This is a genomic window from Pedobacter sp. ok626 (assembly GCF_900100435.1).
Classification (GTDB): domain Bacteria; phylum Bacteroidota; class Bacteroidia; order Sphingobacteriales; family Sphingobacteriaceae; genus Pedobacter.
This window is the reverse complement of record NZ_FNEX01000007.1, coordinates 89,805-113,066: the sequence shown is the minus strand read 5'-3', so window position 1 is coordinate 113,066 and position 23,262 is coordinate 89,805. Positions and strand designations below refer to the sequence as shown.

General features: G+C 39.6%; 17 protein-coding genes. 9 read left to right on the top strand and 8 right to left on the bottom strand.

Features of this window, described 5'->3' with window-relative positions:
* Window positions 1–7: 7 nt before the first annotated feature.
* The 5 genes from BLS35_RS11795 to BLS35_RS11775 form a co-directional block, all read right to left on the bottom strand.
* Complete coding sequence (locus tag BLS35_RS11795; protein ID WP_090781152.1) at window positions 8–1,273, bottom strand: metallophosphoesterase; 1,266 nt, start codon at window positions 1,271–1,273, stop codon at window positions 8–10.
* Window positions 1,274–1,309: 36 nt separating this feature from the next.
* A complete protein-coding gene (locus BLS35_RS11790; protein WP_090781150.1) occupies window positions 1,310–2,788 on the bottom strand; it encodes a sigma 54-interacting transcriptional regulator in 1,479 nt (492 codons plus the stop codon).
* A 26-nt stretch (window positions 2,789–2,814) separates the two neighbouring features.
* Window positions 2,815–3,912 (bottom strand): vWA domain-containing protein, encoded by a 1,098-nt coding sequence (locus BLS35_RS11785; RefSeq protein ID WP_090781145.1) that lies wholly within the window; start codon window positions 3,910–3,912, stop codon window positions 2,815–2,817.
* Between the two features lie 82 nt (window positions 3,913–3,994).
* A complete protein-coding gene (locus BLS35_RS11780; protein ID WP_090781142.1) occupies window positions 3,995–4,876 on the bottom strand; it encodes a cupin-like domain-containing protein in 882 nt (293 codons plus the stop codon).
* Window positions 4,877–4,961: 85 nt separating this feature from the next.
* On the bottom strand, window positions 4,962–5,843 hold the full coding sequence (locus BLS35_RS11775) for a cupin-like domain-containing protein (protein ID WP_090781141.1): 882 nt from the start codon (window positions 5,841–5,843) through the stop codon (window positions 4,962–4,964).
* A 145-nt stretch (window positions 5,844–5,988) separates the two neighbouring features.
* Here BLS35_RS11775 and BLS35_RS11770 point away from each other — a divergent pair, with 145 nt between their 5' ends.
* The 5 genes from BLS35_RS11770 (at window position 5,989) to BLS35_RS11750 (ending at window position 15,759) form a co-directional block, all read left to right on the top strand.
* Window positions 5,989–6,573: an RNA polymerase sigma factor gene (locus BLS35_RS11770; protein WP_090781139.1), complete on the top strand. Its 585-nt coding sequence runs from the start codon at window positions 5,989–5,991 to the stop codon at window positions 6,571–6,573.
* Between the two features lie 48 nt (window positions 6,574–6,621).
* Window positions 6,622–7,752, top strand: a complete 1,131-nt coding sequence (locus BLS35_RS11765) for a FecR family protein (protein WP_090781137.1) — start codon at window positions 6,622–6,624, stop codon at window positions 7,750–7,752.
* A 342-nt stretch (window positions 7,753–8,094) separates the two neighbouring features.
* Window positions 8,095–11,658 carry a SusC/RagA family TonB-linked outer membrane protein gene (locus BLS35_RS11760; RefSeq protein WP_165973298.1) on the top strand — a complete coding sequence of 1,188 codons (3,564 nt, stop codon included), beginning with the start codon at window positions 8,095–8,097 and terminating at the stop codon, window positions 11,656–11,658.
* A 4-nt stretch (window positions 11,659–11,662) separates the two neighbouring features.
* Window positions 11,663–13,108: a RagB/SusD family nutrient uptake outer membrane protein gene (locus BLS35_RS11755; RefSeq protein WP_132225983.1), complete on the top strand. Its 1,446-nt coding sequence runs from the start codon at window positions 11,663–11,665 to the stop codon at window positions 13,106–13,108.
* A 20-nt stretch (window positions 13,109–13,128) separates the two neighbouring features.
* A complete protein-coding gene (locus tag BLS35_RS11750; protein ID WP_090781131.1) occupies window positions 13,129–15,759 on the top strand; it encodes an alpha/beta hydrolase family protein in 2,631 nt (876 codons plus the stop codon).
* A gap of 89 nt (window positions 15,760–15,848) precedes the next feature.
* Here the strand turns inward: BLS35_RS11750 and BLS35_RS11745 are convergent, their stop codons facing one another.
* Window positions 15,849–16,400 (bottom strand): fasciclin domain-containing protein, encoded by a 552-nt coding sequence (locus tag BLS35_RS11745; RefSeq protein WP_090781129.1) that lies wholly within the window; start codon window positions 16,398–16,400, stop codon window positions 15,849–15,851.
* Between the two features lie 231 nt (window positions 16,401–16,631).
* Between BLS35_RS11745 and BLS35_RS11740 the strand changes: the two genes are divergently transcribed.
* Genes BLS35_RS11740 through BLS35_RS11730 form a run of 3 tightly spaced genes read left to right on the top strand, consistent with a single transcriptional unit; the run spans window position 16,632 to window position 21,068 of the window.
* Window positions 16,632–18,620: a DUF1800 domain-containing protein gene (locus BLS35_RS11740; protein WP_090781127.1), complete on the top strand. Its 1,989-nt coding sequence runs from the start codon at window positions 16,632–16,634 to the stop codon at window positions 18,618–18,620.
* A 17-nt stretch (window positions 18,621–18,637) separates the two neighbouring features.
* Window positions 18,638–19,903 carry a DUF1501 domain-containing protein gene (locus BLS35_RS11735; RefSeq protein WP_090781125.1) on the top strand — a complete coding sequence of 422 codons (1,266 nt, stop codon included), beginning with the start codon at window positions 18,638–18,640 and terminating at the stop codon, window positions 19,901–19,903.
* A gap of 40 nt (window positions 19,904–19,943) precedes the next feature.
* A complete protein-coding gene (locus tag BLS35_RS11730) occupies window positions 19,944–21,068 on the top strand; it encodes a formylglycine-generating enzyme family protein (RefSeq protein WP_254778843.1) in 1,125 nt (374 codons plus the stop codon).
* Between the two features lie 29 nt (window positions 21,069–21,097).
* Here the strand turns inward: BLS35_RS11730 and BLS35_RS11725 are convergent, their stop codons facing one another.
* The gene (locus BLS35_RS11725) at window positions 21,098–21,883 is read right to left on the bottom strand and encodes an SDR family oxidoreductase (RefSeq protein ID WP_090781123.1); all 786 of its coding nucleotides are present in this window, start codon (window positions 21,881–21,883) and stop codon (window positions 21,098–21,100) included.
* A gap of 17 nt (window positions 21,884–21,900) precedes the next feature.
* Window positions 21,901–23,040 carry a radical SAM family heme chaperone HemW gene (gene hemW / locus BLS35_RS11720; RefSeq protein WP_090781121.1) on the bottom strand — a complete coding sequence of 380 codons (1,140 nt, stop codon included), beginning with the start codon at window positions 23,038–23,040 and terminating at the stop codon, window positions 21,901–21,903.
* Between hemW and BLS35_RS27780 the strand changes: the two genes are divergently transcribed.
* Window positions 22,978–23,205: a hypothetical protein gene (locus tag BLS35_RS27780; protein WP_165973293.1), complete on the top strand. Its 228-nt coding sequence runs from the start codon at window positions 22,978–22,980 to the stop codon at window positions 23,203–23,205. The two genes, hemW and BLS35_RS27780, sit on opposite strands and share 63 nt — an antisense overlap.
* The last annotated feature ends 57 nt before the right edge of the window (window positions 23,206–23,262 follow it).

Sequence of the window (23,262 nt, the reverse complement as noted above, 5' to 3'; positions counted from 1 at the left end):
GTTTGAATTAGGCTCGCTTTAATTCAAATATCGTTATTTCTGGCAAGATTCCAACTCTTCCCGGATAGCCTAAGAATCCGTAGCCCACATTTACATAGAGTTGCTGTTTTTGTTCCTGATACAGTCCAGCCCATTCCTTGTAAATATACTGTACGGGGCTCCACTGAAAACTTTCAGTTCTCACGCCAAACTGCATTCCATGGGTATGGCCACTAAACATGGCGTCTATTTGCGGGTATTTTTCAAGCACCTGTCCGCGCCAGTGCGAAGGATCATGAGAAAGAAGCAATTTAACGGGTAAGTCATCGGTGTCTTTAACAGCAAGGTCCATACGTCCGTATTTTGGGAAACGGCCCATTCCCCAGTTCTCTATACCCAGGATGCCAATTTCTTCGCCATCAACTTTTAACCTTCTGTTTTCGTTCATCAACAGATCCCAGCCCATTATTTTATGTGTTTTTATCACATCCTGTAAGTTCTTTGCTTTTGCGGCAGATGGAGCTTTACCAAAATGGTAGTCTCCGTAATCGTGATTTCCCAAGGTTGAATATACACCTAGTGGGGCTTTTACCTTTGAAAAAATATCCTGATATCCACGCATTTCTGAAGCCATATCATTTACCAAATCGCCGGTGAAGAAAACAAAATCGGGTTTTTCTCCAAGTAACATTTCAACACCACCAAGAACGGCTCTGGGGTTGTAAAAGCTACCCGAATGGACATCGGAGATCTGTGCCATTTTTATGCCGTCAAAAGCTTTGGGTAAATTTGGTAAGATAAGGGTTTTGCGTTTTATTTTGTAATCATAGGCGCCAGATACAATTCCCCAACTTAAGGAAGCTAAAGGAACGGCAGCAGTCAATATTCCTGCTTTAACGATAAAGGCCGAGCGGCTGATTGGGGCGACTCCATTTGTAGGGCTAATAGATGGTGTCGGACTTGTCTTTTTTTCTTTTCTGGCTAGTCTCAGCAGCTTAATAAAACCTCTTCTTAAGTCGTCAATTAATAAAAAGGGTAACATGACCATTTTGCAGGCGACAGTTAAAAAGAACGCTACTAAAACAACAGCTCTTATGGTCAGGTACAGATTAAGGTAAATTCCTGCGAAAATACCTATCACCAGGCCAATGGTATAAGTCCACCAAAGTATAGTGAACAGCTTTTTGGTACGTGGCTTCCAGTTTTTAAATACTGATAATATAGCACGGAAGCAGTAATAGTCAAATATTAAAAGGAAAACGGATAAAAATATGATTAGGGGTAATCTTCCCATAGTTAAATGTGTTGTTTAATTAAAATTGTTGTAATGTTAGTCTTCATCCTGCATATTAAGGTTAAACAGACTTTCGAACATGTCTGAAAAACCAAATCCCCCAGGCAAGTATTTTTTATTAAGCTGAGAGTATTCAGCCAGTCCATGTAAGACCAATTCCATTAGTAAGAAGGTTTGATTTTCAAATGCATTTGGATGATAAAACTTCACCAAATCAAATAGTGAATCAACTTTCATCAATTCCTTTTGGTATTGCGCGTTGTTTAATTTGTCAGTTATGTCTAGTGTATTGCCTTCTGTAAACCAGTGTGTAATCGTTTCGTAAGGATTACCCTGTTTGTCTTTCTTAACTTTTTCTGGATCAGGAAAATAAAGCGTGAGAAACTTTTTAATCGCTTTTCCAATAAGCGTGTGGGCAACTTTTGCTGGACCTTCCAGCTCTCCTTCATAAACCAATTCGATTTTTCCGGTTAGTGCAGGAATGATGCCGATCAGGTCTGCTAAGCGAACTTCAGTGTTTTTTTCTCTTTTTAGGAGCATTCTCCGTTCAGCTGTGCTGATCAGGTTTTCAAAAGCTGAAATGCTAAGTCTTGCCGAAACCCCTGATTTTTGATCGATAAACTCACTTTGTCTAGCTTCTACGGCCACCTGTTCGATAAGGCTTCTGATCATTCCGTCGGAATGAACCTGTCTCAATCTTTCCGGGCTTATCCTTGTTTCCTGTCGGGTAATTTCCCGGGCAATCTCTATCGTTTTAGGGTAATGGGTAAGAATCTGACTTTCAATACGGTCCTTTAAAGGAGTAACAATAGAACCACGATTGGTATAATCCTCTGGGTTTGCCGTAAATACAAACTGAACATCAAGCGGCAAGCGCAGCTTGAATCCCCTAATCTGGATGTCTTTTTCTTGCAGCATATTAAACAATGCTACCTGAATCCTGGCCTGAAGATCGGGCAATTCATTGATTACAAATATACTGCGATGGGCTCTTGGTATCAATCCAAAATGGATGACACGCTCATCATTATAAGTAAGTTTTAGCGTAGCAGCTTTAATCGGATCAATGTCACCTATCAGATCCGCCACAGTAACGTCTGGCGTTGCCAGTTTTTCAGTATAGCGCTCAGAACGGTGTTGCCAGCTAATTGGTGTATTGTCGCCATGAATTAATATTTCATGCTTTGCGTACCAGGAAATGGGATTAAGCGGGTCGTCAAAAATCTCGCTGCCGGCTACATATGGGATATATTCGTCTAATAAATCAACCATTAAGCGAGCAATACGGGTTTTTGCCTGTCCGCGCAAACCAAGTAACAGGATGTTGTGTCGGGATAAAATGGCAGTGTGCAGTTCAGGTATAACGGTTTCGTCATAACCTAAAATTCCCTGAAATCCTTGCGATCTGCTTTTAAGTTGCTTGATCAGGTTCTTACGGAGCTCATCTTTAACGGATAATGATTTGTATCTGGCGGCCTTTAGCTCACCAAGGGTTTTTATCGTGCTGTGGTCCATTTATATCTTGTTCTTTAATCCTTATCCTACCTTACGGTTTTTCTTCTATTTTTAATATAATCCTCAAATATATACTCTCCCAATCCAGTCAAGGAGCTGTAAAACGCTCTTCCACCGTTTACCTGTGTAAACTCTCGTACAAACTGTTGTAAGTAAGGATCCTGAGCAATCATAAAGGTTGTGATCGGGATGCCAAGACGCTTACATTGCGCCGCCATATTTAAGGTTTTACTAATTACTTTCCTATCCAGTCCCATGCTGTTTTTATAGTAGCGCCCATTTTCTTTTAAACAAGTAGGCTTACCATCAGTGATCATAAAAATCTGCTTGTTATTCGTTTTACGTCTGCGCAGTAGATCTGTTGCCAGTTCAAGACCGGCATAAGTATTGGTATGATAAGGGCCAACCTGTAAGTAGGGGAGGTCTTTTACCGAAATGGTCCATGCATCATTGCCAAACACTACTATATCTAAAGTGTCTTTAGGATAGCGTGTTCTAATTAATTCGGCAAGTGCCATGGCTACCTTCTTGGCAGGCGTTATTCTATCTTCGCCGTATAAGATCATGGAATGAGATATGTCAATCATTAAGACGGTCGAAGTAATGGTTTTGAAATCTTTCTCTTCTACCTCCAGATCCCGTTCCGTTAGGGTAAAGTTACCGATGCCGTGATTGATCTGGGCATTGTGGATGGAGGCTGTCATATCTATTTGATCCAGACTATCCCCAAAAGTATATTCTCTTCTATCGGCGTTCTTTTCTTCGCCAATACCCGATAGGTTACTATTGTGATTTCCTCTACCAGCTTTTTTTAGTTTGCCGAAGATTTCGTCAAGGGCCGACTTGCGTATGGTTTGTTCTGTTTTTGCAGTGATCTTGATATCTCCATTTACGGGGGATTCTGTGATGTAGCCTTTGTCTTTGAGGTCATCAATAAAATCACCCATAGCATACTCATTATTGGTCAATTTGTATTGCTTGTCCAATTCATTCATCCATGCCAATGCGTCGCCTGCGTCACCTGCTGTGTAATTGAGCAGTTGGGTAAATAAATTTAGCAACTCATTAAATCCTCCACTTGGGGAGTTATTAGGCTTATAGTCAGAAAAATGGTACCCTCTCATGATCTCAATATAAACGATTTATCGAAGGTAAAAGTTTCTGGTATCAGTAATGTTATGTCGCTGTCAAAATACGGGGTGGTAATTATTTTGGTTCGCCCTTAGCTAAAGCTCTTTCGGCCCTATTAATGGCCAATCGTTCTCTCCATTTTGCATACGGGGCTTTAAAGGCCATTTTTAGTACGCTGTCTAGTCCACCTTTAATCGCAAGGTTAAATACGCTTTGTGCTTTTCGGGTTAAAGAGGCATCCCATGCCCTAAGACTCAGGGAGAAAGAACCATCCAGGTATTTCATCCAATGCCACATACCTGTTGGCATAAATAAAGTATCACCATGTTCAAGAAATACTTCATATCCTTCCACGCCCTTTAAAGCAGGAAATTTCTCGAAATCAGGATTGGCTACATCATAGTCTTCTAATGCATAAGTTGCATTAGGGATACAATACAAACGTTTTTTCCACTTGTTATCGAACAATATAATGTGTTTTCTGCCACCAAAATGGGTATGGAAAAGGTGAGGCAGATCAATATCGTAATGTAAAAAAGTAACAGAATTTGAACCTCCAAAGAACATAGCGGGCATACTTTCAATAAAGCCTCCCATTAAGTCTTTAGGAATAACGATATCGTCAACCAGGTTAGGTACGTGCTTAAACAGGTTGAAAAAAAAGATCCTTAGTTCGGTCGGTTTAGACTTAATCAGGTCCAGATAATCGCCAAAGCGCATTTCTGCAACCGATGCGTTGATTGGCTTAGATGGATCGGCTTTTGAATTGTCCATCAGGCTCACGTTCACATCTCCCGCTATTTGCTTCAAGTAGTCGGTTGTCCATTTTTCTCTGGCAGGCCAGCTTTTGGTTAACCCTTTGATGATTAAAGGACGACGAGCATCCAGATAATTTTTTTTAAAATCAGCAGGGCTGATGCTTTCAACGGTATCTACCGGCTTTAAAATAAAGCTCATATGTTTAATAATAAGATACCTGTGAGCGGCTTAATGCCAATTACCGATCTTATTTAAAGCAAACTTAGCGTTTTTTTTTAATCTGTTAATCAGGTTTATTTAGTATCAGTGCACGGTTGGCTCTTTTTATAGCTAGTTCCTCTTTCCAGGTCATGTACTTTTCTCTAAAATTGGCTTTCATAAAATCATCAAACTTGCGTTGGAGTGTCAGGTTGTATAAACTTTTTGCTTTTACAGCCCATGATTTGTCCCAGGCTCGTAAACTAATAGAGAAAGAGCCATCCAGATATTTCATCCAGTGCCAGTATCCGGTAGGCATAAAGAGTGTGTCACCATGCTCAAGGAATGCTTCTACTCCTGTAACGCCTTTTAATGCAGGATATTTATCGAAGTTGGGATTTTCTACGTCATAATCTTCCAGCGCATACGTAGCATACGGTATTTGGTATAAACGTTCTTTCCATTTGTTCTCGAACAAGATCACATGTTTACGCCCGTTAAAATGGGTATGGAAAATATGAGCCATATCTATATCGTAATGTAAAAATGTAACAGAGCCTTTGCCCCCAAAGAACATATTTGGGTAGCTATCTAAAAAGCCTCCCATTAAATCTTTTGGTGCCAGGTAATCTTCTAATAGTTTGGGCGCTTGCTTAATTGGGTCGAAAAGGAATATACGTAGGTCAGTTGGTGTATGTTTAATCAGGTCAATATAATCTCCAAACTTCATTTCTGCAGCGGAGGCATTGATTGGTTTAGATGGATCGGCTTTGGAGCTATCGTAAAGTGGGACGGTTTGGTCACCAACTACGGCTTTCATGTAATCGAGGGTCCATTTATTATAAGCAGGCCATGACTTAGATCTGTTTTTTATAATAAGTGGTTTGCGGGGAGCTAAATAGTACTTTTCAAAATCTGCTTTGTTGATATCATTAACGATATCAATAGGAGTTAAGTCAAACTTCATATAAATAAGATGTTAAGATGAAGCAAAATTATATAAACACGAATTGGAATGAAATTGTTAGTTTATATTTTTACTTGGCTATGAGATGCGGGGAATATGAGTTAAAATTGCATATTCATTGGATGCGTTTATTAAGAAGAATAAGATGAGCTACAGTAATCATGCCGATCAAGATCTAATTGCCCTGTTAAGGCAGGGGGATCACGATGCGTTTACTGAAATTTATAAGCGCTATTGGTCTGTATTGTATCTTCATGCGCGGCATATGCTTAGAGAGGAAGATCAGGCCAGGGATGTTGTACAAGAAGTTTTTGCTGGGATGTGGAATAAACATACCCAATTTGAGCCAACAATTAGCTTAAGCGCTTATTTATACAAAGCAGTTCGGAATACCATATTAAACATTATCCGTCATGGAAAGATAAAAGAAAACTATCTGACTGACCTGGGTGCCTTTGTTGATCAGGAGCATGTACAAACGGATGAGTTAGTACGCTACAATGATTTAAAACGCTTAATAGAAAAAGAGATTTTAAATATGCCGGCAAAAATGCGAGAGGTATTTGAAATGAGTAGGAATCAGGGCTTGTCGCATGCAGAGATCGGAGCACAACTGGGCATTTCGGACTTGACCGTAAAAAAACAAGTTAGTAAAGCGGTAACCATACTTAGGAAAAAATTTAAAATACCATTAGCCACCTTGTTTATTTTATTGCGGGTACTCCCATAAAGGAGGTTAGGTGTCTTACCACTATGAGGAAAAGCTTAGGATTATAATATGATGAATAAAGAAGAAACAGAAGCACTTCTAAAGAGGTATTTGGAGGATGATTGCGGTACCACTGAGAAGGCTATTGTTGAATCCTGGTATAACTCACGGGGAGAAAGAAATATTGTTCTTGATTCTACAGCTGATTTAGCGATTACTGAGGAATTAATATGGAATGATATTTTGATACATGCCCCTAGGCCTATAAGGAAGAATTCTGCTTTCATTTATATAGCTACTGCAGCTGCAGTGATTTTCGTGCTGGGCATAGGGGCTTGGTTTTATAAGGATCAAAGTCGACCGCATTCCGGAATGATGGTTCAGCATCAGTTTAATCATGATATTGCTCCAGGTCATAATAGGGCAACCTTGACACTTGCGAATGGGAAGATTATCAATTTAAATGATGCAAAAGTGGGGGTCACGATCGAAGCAGATAAGTTGATGTATAATGATGGTACGGATATCCTAAAGTCAGCTGAGGGAATGAAGTGGTTAACAGCAAATACTCCCCGTGGTGGACAGTATCAAATTGTGTTGCCCGATGGGAGTAAAGTCTGGCTTAATGCAGCCAGTAACTTGAAATTCCCATCAACATTTTCGGGCTTAGCTCATCGGAAGGTTGAGTTGAATGGAGAAGCCTATTTTGAGATATCTAAAGATAAAAAACATCCCTTTATAGTGGCTTCTAAAGGGCAAGAGGTTGAAGTCCTGGGTACACATTTTAACATCAATAGTTACACCGACCAACGAGAGATAAGAACGACCCTTTTAGAAGGATCTGTTAAAGTTACCATGCTTAGTCAAGGGCAGCAAAGTAAGGTGACCCTAAAACCTGACCAACAGGCGGTAGTAACTGATAATCTTCATTTAGCCGTTAAAGATGTTGACGCAGCAGAAGTTGCATCCTGGAAAAATGGAAAGTTTATTTTCAATAGCGAACCTCTTGGTAGCATTATGAAGCAGGCCGAACGTTGGTATAACGTGGGCATTATCTTTCAAGATGATGTTAAAGATTTAAAGCTAACAGGAACCATATCCAGGTATGAAAATATCTCGAGCTTACTGAAAATCTTAGAAAGCACAGGAGAGGTTAGTTTTAAAATTGAAGGAAATCAGATCCTGATTAAGAAGAGATAATTAATTATTTTTTATTTATATGTACTCCCTGTTGATAAGATAGGTGTCTTACCCGTATAAATGAACCTAACCTAAATCAATTTATAATGATTAAAAATTTACGACGGCAAAATTAATTCTAAAATAGGTGGCTTTTAATGAAGCCAGGCAATGGGTCGAAGCACTGCCTGGCAAGATTTGAGTTAACCTTTCCTAAGACCAGCTAAAAGCCAGTCTGGGATCAAATAATTGTGGAACTATTGTATATCAACTCAAACCAAGTCAAACTTAGATAATATTGCTCAATAAAGCAATGTCAGGGTTTCATCGACCTTTTAAGTGCGACTAAAAAAGATGAAATGTATGAATTTGAATATTTATAACCAGGGCATGTCGCAATCACGGCTGCCTTTAGGGTTATTTTTGATTATGACCTCGGGCCGCCGGTCGGTGAGCAATAATCAGACTAGAAAAAAAGCTGTATTGATTATGAAATTGATCATAATTATAATGACCGTTTGTTTTGTGCAAGCCAGTGCAGGTACCTACGCACAGAATATTAATCTCTCAAGGACTAAGGTTTCACTAAAATCTGTGTTAAAAGAAATAAAACAGCAAAGTGGATATGACATTGTGTATGCAGACTATTTGCTTAAAAATGCGAGTCCGGTTACAATTCAGCTACATAATGCCACGTTAAAATCGGCTATTGGTGAAAGCTTAAAGGGACAGAAGTTAACTTATGAAATTCTCGATAAAACAGTCGTGATTAGGAAAAAAGAGATCTCATTGCGTGATCGGATAGGCGCGCTCTTTACTGCTATAGATGTGCGTGGCCGTGTATTGGACGAAAAGAACGAACCACTTGTAGGTGCCGTTGTAAAGGTTAAGGGTACAAATACTGCTACCGCGACGAATAGTAAGGGCGATTTCGAACTAAATGGGATTGATGAACAGGCAGTACTTGTGGTTTCATTTATTGGCTATACTTTAAAAGAAGTGCCTGCAAGTCAGGTTTCTCCTATAACAGTTCGTTTAGAAATAAATCAGAATGAACTCGAGGAGGTATCGGTGATGGTATCTACAGGTTATCAGCAAATACCAAAAGAACGCGCTACGGGATCTTATGGTGTTGTTACCCAAAAGAACTTGGTGGGTAAACTGCAGACCAATATCCTTGACAGATTAGAGGGGCAGGTTGCCGGTTTAACTTCTTATAAGGGCACAATTCAGGTGAGGGGAAAATCAACGATCTCAGGAACGACAGCACCACTTTATGTAGTCGATGGAGTACCTTACGAAGGTTCAATAGATGCGATTAATCCTTCGGATGTACTGAGTGTAACGGTGTTGAAAGATGCTACTGCGGCTTCTATTTATGGAGCCAGATCTGCGAATGGTGTAATTGTAATTACAACAAAAATGGGGGTGGCAGGACCATTAAGAATTTCATACAATGGGAGTCTGAAATTTACGCCGCTTCCTGATGTTGACTATAATAACTTATTGTCAAGTTCAGAGTTTATTGATTTTCAGCAGACGCTTTACAAATTGAGTCCCGGAGTAATCCAACCAGGACTTTATGTAAATGAGGTTCGTCAGTTATTTTTTGATCGTACGGCTAATAAAATAACTGAGGCTGAATTGAATAGGCAATTGGATGTTTATCGGAATAGAGATCGTAAAAGTCAGCTTACTGACGAGTTGTTACGGAAAAGAGCGGTCGATCAACAGCACAATTTATCCTTATCTGGCGGTACGGCAAAACATCGTTATGCTTTGTCTGTAAACTATTTGGAAGGAATGCCATATGAACGGGCTCAAACTAATGATCGGATTGGTTATAATTTTAAAAATAGCCTCGATATTGCACCTTGGCTACGATTGGATGCCGCTATTTTAGGAAGTTTCACAGGAGCAGACTATAGCAATGGATTTTCAGGAATGAGCGTGTACACTGGTGCAGGAAAGGCATCTTATCTCTTGTTTAAGGATGAAAATGGCAATGAACTACCCTGGTATCAGGCAAAATCTCAAGGCGAACTGGATAGATTAACCGGATTGGGATTGTTAAATGAAAGTTATTTTCCACTGCGAGAGTTGGATAGGCATCGCTTTGAAGCTAAGGATAAGTATCAGAATTTTAATGTTGGCCTTAACTTTAAGTTGATTAAGGGCTTAACATTAGACCTAAAATATCAAAAGGAATTGAGAAATAATTATCAAAAACAATTCTACAGTAAAGATTCATGGGCTGTAAGAACAATGATTAACGACGCAACTCAGATAAAAAGTGGTGTTATTACTCAGAATATCCCAACCGGCGGTCAGATTAAGGAAGTCCGCGGAGATGGAGACTCACATACTTTGCGGGCTCAATTGAATTATAATAAAACAATTAATGACAAGCACGGAATTGCTGTAATTGCCGGAGCCGAACAACGGAAGGTGAGATCTTCATCAACATCATTGTATAGAGTAGGTTATGATGATAATAGCCTTTCATTTAAACCGATAGATGAAAAATCATTAGCTAATTTGACAGGTACACAGGCACTGGGTGGGGTATATAGATTCAACAGTATGGGAGCTGGCTTTTTCTCTACGGAGAATCGTTACGTCTCTTTTTATGGGAATGCATCTTATACCTATAATCGTCGCTTTACAGCAAGCGCCAGCATTCGTATGGATCAATCTAATTTATTCGGAACAGATCCTAAATATCAATATCGCCCATTATGGTCTGCTGGTGGATCTTACTTAATATCCGAGCATGATTTAGATTGGTTGGATCGCTTGTCGGTACGTGCTACCTATGGTATAAATGGTAACATCGCTAAACAGAGCGGGCCATATTTGACGGTAATTGACGGTGGAATAAATGATTACATCAACGAACCTTCATCCAGAGTTCAATTCCCTCCTAATTCTGGCTTGCGTTGGGAAAAAACAAGAGTAACTAATTTGGGCGTTGACTTTAATCTCTTTAAATCAGCATTGAGTGGAAGTATTGAAGTTTATAATAAGAGCACGACAGATTTGTTAAAATCGAAGAATGCAGATCCGACTCTAGGATGGACTGAATTGACTGTAAATTATGGAGATATGTACAATCGTGGTGTGGAGGTCTCTTTAAACTCACAAAATATTGTTAGAACTGACTTTAGCTGGAGAACATCCATGAATTTTTCATACAATAAAAACAAGTTAACCAGAATAGAGAATGCCCTCGGTGCGGCTATTAATTATATTAACGGTGATCAGATTCGTGAAGGAAAACCATTAAATAGCCTTTATACGGTGCGCTGGGCTGGCCTTGACAACACAGGGGCACCACAGGGGTATGATCGAAATGGGAATATTGTAAAGTCATTTGGAAATCTTACGATGGAAGACTTGCAATATGCAGGAACAACGGTTCCTCCTTATGCAGCCTCCTTATCAAACAATTTTAAGTATAAGAATTTCGATTTATCCTTTATGTTCATCTACTATGGTGGGCACGTGATGAGAAGTATGTTCGGTAATTATATTGTTGGAACCGGTATTTCTGCAAATGTCGACAGAATGACTGCGAATTTCTGGCAAAAGCCAGGAGATGAAAATGATCCATCTAAAGCTCCAGCTTATAGAGCAGGTGTAAATGCTAATTTGGGAAATCTATGGTCGGCGGCTGATAAGCATGTTCAGAAAGGCGATTATATCAAACTTAGGGATATTTCAATCGGCTATGAATTACCAACTAAAACGGTTCATAAATACGGGTTGGATAATGTAAGGATTTCTTGTCAGATACAGAATGCCTGGAGATGGGCTGCAAATAATCAAGGACTTGATCCTGAGGTTTGGAATGGCTCTTCCTTAACACCTTCCAGAGGTAATTTGGAACCTCCAACTTATACCCTTGGCTTATCTCTTAATTTTTAATCAGATGAAAAATATAACATTAATATTATCGGCTTTGCTGCTGTTTTTATTGCCTTCCTGCAAAAAATACCTTGATATCAAGCCAAAAGGAATTCAGATTCCTGAATTTTACGATGACTATGTGAAATTGTTGAATCTCAAGACAATGATGAGTGCAGATCATTCTAATACCGTTTACCTAACGGATGATGCCTTATTGGGCGATTTATCAGTTCTTCTTGGTCAATATCAATTGGCGGATGAAGGTCAACGGAATCTGTACTCTTTTGCTCCCGGTGCAGTTTTTAGTGTTGGAATGGATGATCCTTTGTGGCAAAATGCCTATAAGAGAATTTACACTTTTAATGTGGTCATCAATAATGTACTTTCTTGTACCGATGGAAGCGCAAAAGAAAAGCAAGCCTTGGCCGCGGAAGCCAAAGTTGGTCGTGCTTTTGAATATTTATTGCTGGTAAATACTTATGCAAAAGATTATGATGCTAATTCTGCTGCTAATGATTTAGGTGTTCCTCTAGTTCTATCTGAAGATATCAATAAAACTTATAAGCGCAATACGGTACAAGAAGTTTACGATCAGATTTTAAAGGATTTGAATGAAGCTTTACCTCATTTGTCGACCACGACACCACATCGTTTTAAGCCCTCGAAGCAAGTCGGCAATGTATTTATGGCGAAGATGTATTTGTATATGGGGGATTATGAGAACGCAAGGATTTATGCAGAGAAAGCAATGCTGGACAATAAGTCGTTAACAGATATGAAATTGTATAGCATAAATCCTGCAGGCAATGGGGTAGGACGGATCTATGACAAGGTTACGGGTAAGGTCTTTCCAGAAGCTAAGGACAATGTAGAGAGTGTTTATGCAAGGTATGGAGATGGACTGATTAACCTCTCTGCGAAGATTTATGCCAGTACAGATTTGTTGGCCACCTACACCCGAGATTTACCCACTGGCGCAATAGATCAGCGTAGATTACTTTTCTTTGCTGATGAGCGTTTTACGCTTTCTAATAAGACCTACGATTTTCCAGGGAAAAGCATGTGGGTGCCTTATGTGTTTTTTAATTTAGGCTTTAATTCTTCAGAATTATTTTTGATTGCTGCAGAGGGATATGCTCGTAAAGGTGACGCTCAAAAAGCTTTGGCTTTAGTGGATGACTTGCGTAATATGCGTATTGTTGGTAATAAACCATTGCCATTGGTTGATGCTAAAACTGCATTAAAGATTGTACTAGATGAAAGACGTAGAGAATTCGCTTTTGCAGGAAGTACTCGTCTGATTGACCTGAAACGATTGAACAGAGAGGCTGACTTGAAAAAGGATATTGTTCATACTGCAGGTAGCCAGAGTTGGACACTTCCCGCCAATGATCCGAGGTACATTTTGCCTTTGCCTCCCAAAGTTATCAGTCTTAACCCAACGATCCCCCAATATAAAAGAGATTAGCCCATATTATTCCTTGATTAATGACAAAAGTAATTCTGTATTATAAGCTCGTATTTTTCTTTCTGCTATTTGCGAAAGATTTATCTGGGCAATCCAAAAAAGCGTTAGACCATACTACTTATAACAGTTGGAAATATCTCTCGGGTGATAATATCTCCCCGAATGGTAAATGGTTCGGATATGAGATCAAAAACAAAGCTGCATTCCAACTCCTTTTATTAGGGAATAGAGAAAAGATGGATTCCATTCCTAATGGAGCAAATCTACAGTTCAGTGCTGATTCAAAGTTCTGTACTTACATGGTCTCTTCCGGGGCAGAAGCGAAGAATAAAGTTTTTCGACTGCGCAACTTGTTAACCGGGGAGTTGACCGACTTTAAAGGACAGCCAACCGCTAGCTTTATAAAATCATCTCCCTGTTTGTTACAGATTATTCGTAAAAGCAAAGCTGATTCTACGGTTAAGAAGACTACAATCTTGAACAATTTGACGCTTTACAATCCTGCCTCCAAAGATTCTGTGGTATTTGAATCTGTTTTAAAGCATAGGTATTCAGATGATCAGAATTACATTTTGATTTTGCAGCAGGAAAGGAAAATCAGTAGGCTGTCGCTGTTTCATATCCCTTCTGGTCAGAAGAAAGTGATCGCATCGGGAAAGGTGAATTATACAATGGCTACATTTTCGAAAAAGTCGGATCAATTGGCTTATATCTCTGAAGCTATAAAAGCTAAGGATACCTTGTACAAGATTTGTGTGGTAAAAACTAAAAGTGGACAGCGATTAGATTCAATTACCAATAGCACGCGGGGCTTACCTTCAGGATATCGGATCTCAGCGAATGAGCTCCTTAGTTTTTCTGCAAATGGGCAAAAAGTTTACTTTAAAAGTAGCCCCTATACTGTAGCCGATAGCGTTAAGAAAAAGAAAGCTCTGGTTGATATTTGGAAATGGGATCAGTCAACAATCCCTCCTATGGATAAAAAGGGAATCGTCACAAACACGAGTAATTTTTATCAATATGTAATTGGAAATAAAAAAGTAGTTCCGCTGAGCGATTCAGAAATGCCTTATTTGCAGTTTCCAGAAGGTGATAAAGAAGACATATCCATTGGCTTTAGTGATTTGAGATATCAAAAACTAGTCGGGATTGAACCAAGTAGGTTGTACGATGTTTACCTGGTTAATATGGAGACCGGGAAAAATAAAATGGTGCTGGAAAGGAAATATTATATTCCAAAAATTTCCATTGATAAGCAGTATGTCAGCTGGTACGAGCCAATGGATAGTTCCTGGTACAGCATGAATACAAAAACATTGGAGAAAAGAAACCTTACCCGCAATATCAAGGATGTTTTTTACAATGATGAGCTGGATATGCCTATGCACTCTACTCATTATGGGGATGCTGGCTGGGACACAGAAAGCCATTGGTTTTTGGTACATAGTAAATATGATTTATGGAAAATTGATGCTTCAGGTAAAAATGCACCAGTTTGCTTAACAATGGGTCTTGGGCAGAAACAAGGCATTGTCTTTAGATACATCAAACCGGAAAAAACGGAGCGGTATATAGATTTGAAAGCCGGTCAATATTTTACGGCTTTTCAATCTAAAACCAAAAAAGATGGTTATTTTGTCCTTAAGCCAAATGGCAGCTTTGATAAACTGGCCCTTTCCGGTCATACATATGGTGGGTTGAAGATCTCAGAAGATGGAACTGCTTGTCTTTGGAAAAAGGGAGATTTTATTGAATACCCTGAATTGCATTATTCGGATCAGAATTTTAATAACATAAAAAAGGTATCGATTACTAATCCTCAACAAAAGGAATATAATTGGGGGACCTCAGAGTTGGTTACATGGGAAAGTTTTAACAAGGATTCTTTACAAGGTATTTTGTGTAAGCCAGAAAACTTTGATCCAAGTAAAAAATATCCGATGATCGTTTATTTCTATGAACAACGTAGCGATTTATTACATCGATATAATGCCCCGGATGCCATGAAATCCGTTGTCAATTGGTCTTACTTGGTGAGCAATGGCTATCTGGTTTTTATTCCTGATGTAGTTTTTAGGACAGCTGAGCCTGGAGCAAGTTCTTATGATGCGATAGTAAGTGGTGTTAGGGCATTAACTGCAGCGAATGATTTTATCGATAAGGATCGGATTGGTATTAATGGTCATAGTTGGGGCGGTTATCAGGCTGCATATTTAATTACCCGGACAAATATATTTAAGGCCGCTATGGCTGGGGCAATTGTATCTAATATGACGAGTGCTTATGGCGGCATTCGTTGGGAAACCGGACAAAGCAGGATGTTTCAGTATGAACATAGTCAAAGCCGTATGGGTACAACTTTGTGGGATAATCCATTGGCCTATATCAAAAATTCGCCTTTGTTTGGCCTACCTAACGTAAAAACTCCTGTTTTGATGATGCATAATGATCAGGATGGATCTGTGCCTTGGGAGCAAGGAATAGAGTTCTTTACAGGACTCAGAAGGCTGAATAAACCCGCCTGGATGCTTAATTACCGTGGTGAGGGGCATCTATTGGAAAAGAAAGAAAATCGTGAAGATTTTACTAGAAAAGTAATGGGATTTTTTGATTATTACCTCAAAGATATGCCTAAGCCTGATTGGATGTAAGCTTAGCAGACACACTATTCTTAAAAATACTCAAATAAAAATGGCCGGCACCTCCCCAGGGCCGGCCTTCACAAATCCCCCTCAGCTTCTTATTTAGGCATCAATACTGTATCTACTACATGTATTACACCATTTTTCTGCATTACGTTGGCAATGGTAACGGTTGCGCTACCGCCTTTTTCGTCCTTAATCATTAACTTTTTACCTTCCATCCAGGCCCAAAGTTTACCTCCGCTGGCGGTTTTTAATTCTGCTTTACCTTTGCCTTTTTTGATCGCTTTTTCAATTTCAGCAGCAGTCCATTTTCCCGGCACTACATGGTAAGTTAATATTTTTGTTAGCGTTGCTTTGTTTTCAGGTTTTAGTAGGGTCGCGACAGTTCCGGCAGGTAGTTTATCAAATGCTTCATTTGTTGGTGCAAAAACTGTGAATGGTCCGGCCGATTTTAAAGTTTCAACTAGTCCGGCAGCCTTTACTGCAGCGACTAATGTGGTATGGTCTTTAGAGTTTACCGCATTGTCTACAATGTCTTTAGTAGCATACATGGCCGCTCCACCAACCATCGGATTTTTTTGAGCGTAAACTTGTGTTGTGCATGCCAAAGCTACTAAGGCAATTGCGGAAAGAAATATTCGTTTCATAGTTTCTGTTTTTATAAAGTCAGATACGTGGAAAGTTTTAAGATGGATTTTACCTAAACGATTTTGCGGTCCTTTTTCTGAATTAAAACATGGGGATTGTTGGTATGTAATTAAATGCGAGGATCGTAGCCCATTTTTTTGTACTTTTAGGATAGTAATATTTTTTTTAGACTGGGTTAATCCTTATTGGATTTCTATTGTCATAGCATTATAATCAAATTGTAACTTAGTATGAAAACACCAGCAAAAGTTATCTATTCATTTGTAGCCGTACTTTTTATTACTGTATTGTGTTCGGCCTTCCAGAAGGAAGAATTAGCTGCGGTAAAATTTGCATTCCCTTATAAACAAGCTGGCTTGGACGAGCGACAGGCTGCAGCACATCTTTTAAGCAGGTTTACCTATGGGGCAAAACCCGAAGATATTGATGAGGTAGTCAAGATGGGGCTGGAAAAGTGGTTTCTGAAACAGCTGGATGGAAAGATTGATGACGAAGCTTTAAATAAATCTTTAAGTCAGTATGAAGATATCAATTTGAGTAATACAGAGGTCGAGAATAAATATCCTCGTAATGGCTTAGCAGTACGAATGGCCGTTAAGGAAGGGGTAATCAATAAAGATTCTGTCAATAAATCCGATGGAAAAGAATATAGAGCAAAAGTAAAAGCTTTTATGGAGTCGAAAGGTTATAAGCCTCAACAAGAACTTTTCCGCCAGTTTTTCAATCAAAAAATACTTAGAGCGACATATACCAATAACCAATTACATGAATTACTAACCGATTTCTGGTTTAACCATTTCAATGTTTCTCTAACAAAAAATCAAAGTGCATCATTTATTCCTGCTTATGAACGGGATGTGATCAGGCCTAATGTTACCGGTAAGTTTCAAACCTTGTTGCTGGCTACGGCAAAGTCTCCAGCTATGTTGACGTATTTGGATAACTTTTCAAGTAGCGGAAATCCTGTAGCCAATAATGACGGCAGTATGATGATGGAAATGGGAGGTGTTAAAAAAGTAAATCGGCGCCCAAATGGTCGGCCATTCGCAAATCCGGCGGTGAATAAAAAGCAACAGCAGAAAAAGAAACAAGGTGGATTGAATGAAAATTATGCCCGTGAGGTGATGGAATTACATACTTTGGGTGTAGACGGAGGATATACTCAAAGTGATGTTACTCAAGCTGCTAGAGTGTTAACGGGCTGGGGTATTGCGCCTATGGGTGATAATGGCTATGGCTCTGCAGGCAGAAATATTTTAGATAAATTGGATGCCAGTACGTTAGAGAAACGTGGTTTTGTACGTGATGGCGACTTTTTGTTTATGCCAACGCGACACGATAATGGTGAGAAAATGGTATTAGGTAAACGTTTTCCTGCAAATCATGGATATGACGAAGGAGTGGAGCTACTTACCATGCTGGCGCATCATCCGTCAACTGCAAAATTCATTTCCAAAAAGATCGCTACAAGGTTTGTTAGTGATAATCCAGCCCCTTCGTTGGTAGATAAGATGGCTAAAACCTTCCTTAAAACGGATGGTGATATTAAAGATGTAATGATTACTATGGTTTCTTCCCCAGAATTTTGGAGTAAAGAATCCTTAAGGGAGAAAACAAAATCTCCTTTTGAGTTAGCCATAAGTGCAGTACGGAGCTTAAATGCGGAGATTACACAACCTTATCAGCTATATACCTGGATCAATAAAATGGGTCAAAAGATGTATTTTTATCAAGCACCTACTGGTTTTCCGGATAAGGGACAATACTGGATCAATACAGGCTCCTTGTTAAATAGGATGAATTTTGGACTGGCTTTAGCTACGCAAAGGATTCCCGGAGTTAAGATAAATCTGGCTTCGCTAAACAACAATCATGAGCCGGAAAGTGCAGATGCAGCATTACTGATTTATTGTAAGCTGATTATGCCCGAACGTGATGTACAGGAAACGGTTAAACGGTTAAAACCGATGTTAAATGATCCGGATTTGGTCAATAAGATAGAAACTGCAGCCGCAAAAGCTTCGCCACCTCCAACTATGGATACGATGGCTAGTACTGATATGCAAAGCATGGATCAAACCGATAAAAAGGAAGCAAAGGTTGCCAACAAAGGCTACGGCAAAAAAGCAAATAAAATTGCCTACGCTACTGGTAACAATACCATGTTGGCTCAAGTAGTCGGCGTAATTATAGGCTCTCCAGAATTTCAACGTAAATAAACCTTAAAGATATAATCATGACTTCAAGAAGAGGATTTATAAAAGCAGGTGGATTAGCCCTATTTGGCATCGGAATGGGTGGTATTCCTGGCTTTTTAGCCGAAGCTGTTGCTGGAACAAAAGCTCCGGGCTTGTTTAAAAGGAAAAAGATAATGGTGTGTATTTTTCAGCGCGGGGCAATGGATGGCTTAATGGCCGTAACCCCATTCACTGATAATTACTTAAAGGCTGCGCGGCCAACCTTGTTTATGAGCGCTGCTAAGGGTGGTAAAACAACGCCTTTAATAGATCTGGATGGTCGTTTTGGGCTGCATCCTTCAATGGCGGCTTTCGAAAGCATGTTTAGGGAAAAGAGAATGGCAATCGTACATGGTATAGGTTCACCAAATAATACCCGCTCGCATTTCGATGCGCAGGATTATATGGAATCCGGTACTCCCTTTAGAAAAGGAACAGATAGCGGTTGGCTAAACCGTGCAGTTGGTTTACTGGGGCATGAAGCAGCTACCCCATTTCAGGGTGTTAGCTTAACTTCATCTTTGCCAAGATCCTTTTACGGTGATAACCCCGCAGTAGCGATTAGCAACCTGCAGGATTTTAACATCCAGTTAAGGGGTAATGTTAAAGGTGCAAACATGGCCGCAAAAAGCTTTGAAGATTTGTATGACACCACTTCATCTGGCTTGTTAAAAGAAACTGGAAAGGAAAGCTTTGATGCCATGAAAATGCTCCAGAAAGTAGATACAAAAAACTATAAACCATCAAATAATGCTGTATATCCTAATTCGGCGCTGGGCAATTCGTTGAAACAGATCGCTCAGTTAATAAAAATGGATGTTGGAATGGAAGTTGCCTTTGCTGAATCTGGAGGCTGGGATACTCACTTTAACCAAGGTGCTGACACCGGGATTTTTGCCAGAAATGTAAATGATTTGAGTCAAAGTATGATGGCCTTTTGGACAGATATGGGAACTTATCAGGATGATCTAACAGTAATGACAATGACTGAATTTGGTAGGACTGTAAAGCAAAATGGTACTGGTGGAACGGATCACGGAAGGGCATCTTGTAACTTTATTTTGGGCAATGGCGTTAATGGTGGATTGGTGCATGGTCTTGTAAATCCACTGGCTATCGAGAATCTTGAAGATGGTAGAGATCTTGCTGTGACTACTGATTTTAGAAGTGTGTTTAGTGAGGTCGCTGATAAGCATTTGAATATCAATAACGATAAAGTACTGTTTCCTGACTGGGAAGGTAACAAAATCGGTGTAATGAGGTAGCAGATTTTTGTACTGTCCTTTTTATCATTAATTTAGCGCGGTGAGAATAGCTATTTTATCCTTGTTTGCAGTGCTTTCTATTGTTTCCTGTAAGCAAAAAAATAATACGAATGCGCAGTCTGCTGCGACTACTGAGAAGAAAGATTTAAGCTGCTGTGATGCGAAGCTACCTAAAAGATTTGGAGCCATAACAGGGATAGATTCCCTGGGTTCAAAGGAGACTAAAGGAAAGGCTTCGCATGAGGGAATGAAGTTTATACCAACCGGAGATTTTTCAATGGGTGCGGCCGATGTTGAAGGTCGTCCGGATGAATATCCTGCGCATGATGTGAAAGTGGATGGTTTTTGGATCGATGAAACCGAAGTTACCAATGCGCAGTTTGCACGTTTTGTAAAAGCTACGGGCTATGTAACTCAAGCGGAGCGGAAGCCAGATTGGGAGGAATTGAAAAAGCAGCTGCCACCGGGAACACCTAAACCAGCTGATGCTTTGCTGCAACCAGCTTCCTTGACATTTAAGAAGCCCGTTAAACGTATAAATATTAACGATGTATCGCAATGGTGGAGTTGGACTGAAGGCGCTAGCTGGAAGCATCCACAAGGTCCTAAAAGCGATATTATTGGTAAAGATAATTACCCTGTTACCCAAGTGTCCTGGACAGATGCCGCGGCTTACGCAAAATGGGCCGGTAAGCGTCTGCCTACGGAAGCTGAATGGGAATATGCAGCCCGCGGTGGACTTAAAAGCAAGAAGTATCCTTGGGGTGACGAAGATTTAGCTACAGGTAAGATCAAAGCAAATACCTGGCAAGGTGAATTCCCTTATACAGATTTGAAAACAGATGGATTTGCAAGTGTAGCTCCAGTAAAGTCATTCGCTGCAAATAGATACGGATTGTATGATATGTCTGGCAATGTGTGGGAATGGACTGCCGATTGGTATACACCTGATTATTATAAAACTCAGAAAGGTAAACAGAGCAATCCTAAAGGACCTGCAGAAAGCTTTGATCCTGATGAGCCTACCATTCCTAAAAAGATCATCAGAGGTGGATCTTTCATGTGCCATTCATCTTACTGCAAAGGCTACAGAGTAAGCTCTAAAATGAAGTCTTCAGTTGATACAGGACTAGAAAATACCGGCTTTAGGTGTGTTGTCAACTAATATTAAAAAAAATAACACAAACGTTTGCGTTAAGTTACTTTAGCAGTTTTTAAATATTTAGAGAAACGTAAAGGGAAGAAGCGTTTAAATAGAATGGCCTTCACTTCTTTGCCACCAATGTATACCTCTTCTTTATTAGTATTGACGGCTTTTATGATTTGTTTCGCGCACTCTTCTGGGGTGATTCCGGTTTCAACGCCATGATCATTTATACCATAAGGAGCTCCCGTAGCTGTTAACGCATTTAGCGTTACATTGGTTTTAACAAAACCCGGGCAAATGAGGGTGATCTGGATGTTTTTATCAAATACTTCCGAGCGTAAAGAATCAAAATAGCCATGTAAAGCATGTTTTGATGCCGAATAAGAAGAACGAAAGCGCGTGCCAAATTTACCTACCAGACTGCTTATACAAACAATTTTTCCACCACCTTTAGCAATCATATTTGGCAATACAGCTTTAGTAAGTGCAACTGTTCCCCAAAAATTAATATTCATCAGACGCTGCTCTGTTTGCAGGGTTGTTTCTAAGGCAAGGCTGCGTTGACTGATGCCGCCACTATTGATGAGTATATCTACATGACCATAAATGCGAAGCGCTTCTTCAGCTTTATCTGTTAGAGCTGCTGTGTTTTCAAGATCTAATGGTAGTACATGGATGTTAACAGGACTTTTACAGTTGCTTTTAACTCTATAAAGTTCATCCCTATTGCGAGATGATAAGATAAGTTTAGCACCTGCTTTATCGTAAGCATATACTAATGCTTCACCAATGCCGGACGATGCACCGGTAATCCAAATAACCTTATTCTTCATGTTTATTATATTGATGGTTAAAGATGGTCATCCTGAATCAAAAATAATTCAGAAGCGATGTAATCTGCAAATAATTTACCTTCCTGTGTCAGAATCAAATGATTATCCTGTTGTGTCAGCCAGGTACGCTCTATAAAAGGCTTAATCGCTTTTAGGGTGTCTGCTAAAAATAATTTCCCAAAGTCTGCAGCGATTTTATTTAAATCAGTTCCCCACATCGTACGCAAGGAAGTCATGATGTACTCGTTAAACCTATCGTATAGGTCAAGTTCTTCAATAGTTTCTGCCAATTCTCCTTTTTCCAAATGTTGCAGGTATTGTGCATTGTTCGCCACATTCAGATATCTGGTTTGACCATCAAAACCATGGGCCGATGGACCAATGCCTAGATATGGTATGCCACGCCAGTAATTGGTATTGTGAACGGCATATTTCCCAGGCTGACTGAAATTAGAAATCTCATATTGTTCAAAGCCACCTTCTTTTAGTTTTTCTATTAAAGTGATAAACTGGGCTGCACTTTGCTCGTCATTTATTGGTGGTTGTTGCCCTCTCTTAATTGCGCTGGCTAGGGCGGTCCTGGGCTCAACAGTAAGAGAATAGGCTGAGATATGAGGTGTTTGAAACTCAATGGCTTTGTTGATATTGCTAAGCCATTTACTGTCTGTTAATAATGGATAGCCGTAGATCAGGTCGATGCTCAGGTTTTCAAATCCGGCATCCTGACTGCGTTTGATACAATCCTCGGCTTCATTTGCAGTATGTGCCCTGTTCATCCAGATTAGATCTTCCTCAAAAAAAGACTGTATACCTATGCTGAAGCGATTTACAGGTAGTTGCCTGAGTTCCGCTATCTTCTTTGCATTCAGATCATCTGGATTTGCTTCAATAGTAATTTCAGCATTCGATGAGATCGAGAAATGTTGGGTTAGGGTATTGAATATTTTCTCAAATCCTTTTGTTGGCAGTACGGAAGGAGTTCCACCACCAAAATAGATGCTGCCCACCTGATCGGTTATCCTATCCTTTTTTTTAATGATCTCAGCACAAATTGCATCCGTCATTTCATCAACGTACTTTAACGAGGTGCTAAAATGAAAATCGCAATAGGTGCAGGCTTTTTTGCAGAAGGGGATGTGGATGTAAATTCCGGACATTTGACAAAAGTAAGGTATAAAAATGATTTCTGTACCGAAGAAATTTCTTTACTCAGAGACCATTGCTATCCCTCATTCTTTATGATCTTATTGCCTTTAACGTGGACATTTCGTGTTTTGTTAAACAATGTAGCAAAGAAAGACTATGTATTTTGGAGACTATAAGAATTTTCCTGATGTAACCTACTGTCCACTCAAAGGTCGCAACTCAAATATTCTACG

What these genes read in the sequence shown, in the direction of transcription:
- BLS35_RS11795 (WP_090781152.1), bottom strand. Translation starts at nt 1,273, where the DNA reads ATGGGAAGATTACCCCTAATCATATTTTTATCCGTTTTCCTTTTAATA.
- BLS35_RS11790 (WP_090781150.1), bottom strand. Translation starts at nt 2,788, where the DNA reads ATGGACCACAGCACGATAAAAACCCTTGGTGAGCTAAAGGCCGCCAGA.
- BLS35_RS11785 (WP_090781145.1), bottom strand. Translation starts at nt 3,912, where the DNA reads ATGAGAGGGTACCATTTTTCTGACTATAAGCCTAATAACTCCCCAAGT.
- BLS35_RS11780 (WP_090781142.1), bottom strand. Translation starts at nt 4,876, where the DNA reads ATGAGCTTTATTTTAAAGCCGGTAGATACCGTTGAAAGCATCAGCCCT.
- BLS35_RS11775 (WP_090781141.1), bottom strand. Translation starts at nt 5,843, where the DNA reads ATGAAGTTTGACTTAACTCCTATTGATATCGTTAATGATATCAACAAA.
- BLS35_RS11770 (WP_090781139.1), top strand. Translation starts at nt 5,989, where the DNA reads ATGAGCTACAGTAATCATGCCGATCAAGATCTAATTGCCCTGTTAAGG.
- BLS35_RS11765 (WP_090781137.1), top strand. Translation starts at nt 6,622, where the DNA reads ATGATGAATAAAGAAGAAACAGAAGCACTTCTAAAGAGGTATTTGGAG.
- BLS35_RS11760 (WP_165973298.1), top strand. Translation starts at nt 8,095, where the DNA reads ATGAATTTGAATATTTATAACCAGGGCATGTCGCAATCACGGCTGCCT.
- BLS35_RS11755 (WP_132225983.1), top strand. Translation starts at nt 11,663, where the DNA reads ATGAAAAATATAACATTAATATTATCGGCTTTGCTGCTGTTTTTATTG.
- BLS35_RS11750 (WP_090781131.1), top strand. Translation starts at nt 13,129, where the DNA reads ATGACAAAAGTAATTCTGTATTATAAGCTCGTATTTTTCTTTCTGCTA.
- BLS35_RS11745 (WP_090781129.1), bottom strand. Translation starts at nt 16,400, where the DNA reads ATGAAACGAATATTTCTTTCCGCAATTGCCTTAGTAGCTTTGGCATGC.
- BLS35_RS11740 (WP_090781127.1), top strand. Translation starts at nt 16,632, where the DNA reads ATGAAAACACCAGCAAAAGTTATCTATTCATTTGTAGCCGTACTTTTT.
- BLS35_RS11735 (WP_090781125.1), top strand. Translation starts at nt 18,638, where the DNA reads ATGACTTCAAGAAGAGGATTTATAAAAGCAGGTGGATTAGCCCTATTT.
- BLS35_RS11725 (WP_090781123.1), bottom strand. Translation starts at nt 21,883, where the DNA reads ATGAAGAATAAGGTTATTTGGATTACCGGTGCATCGTCCGGCATTGGT.
- BLS35_RS27780 (WP_165973293.1), top strand. Translation starts at nt 22,978, where the DNA reads ATGAAAATCGCAATAGGTGCAGGCTTTTTTGCAGAAGGGGATGTGGAT.
- hemW (WP_090781121.1), bottom strand. Translation starts at nt 23,040, where the DNA reads ATGTCCGGAATTTACATCCACATCCCCTTCTGCAAAAAAGCCTGCACC.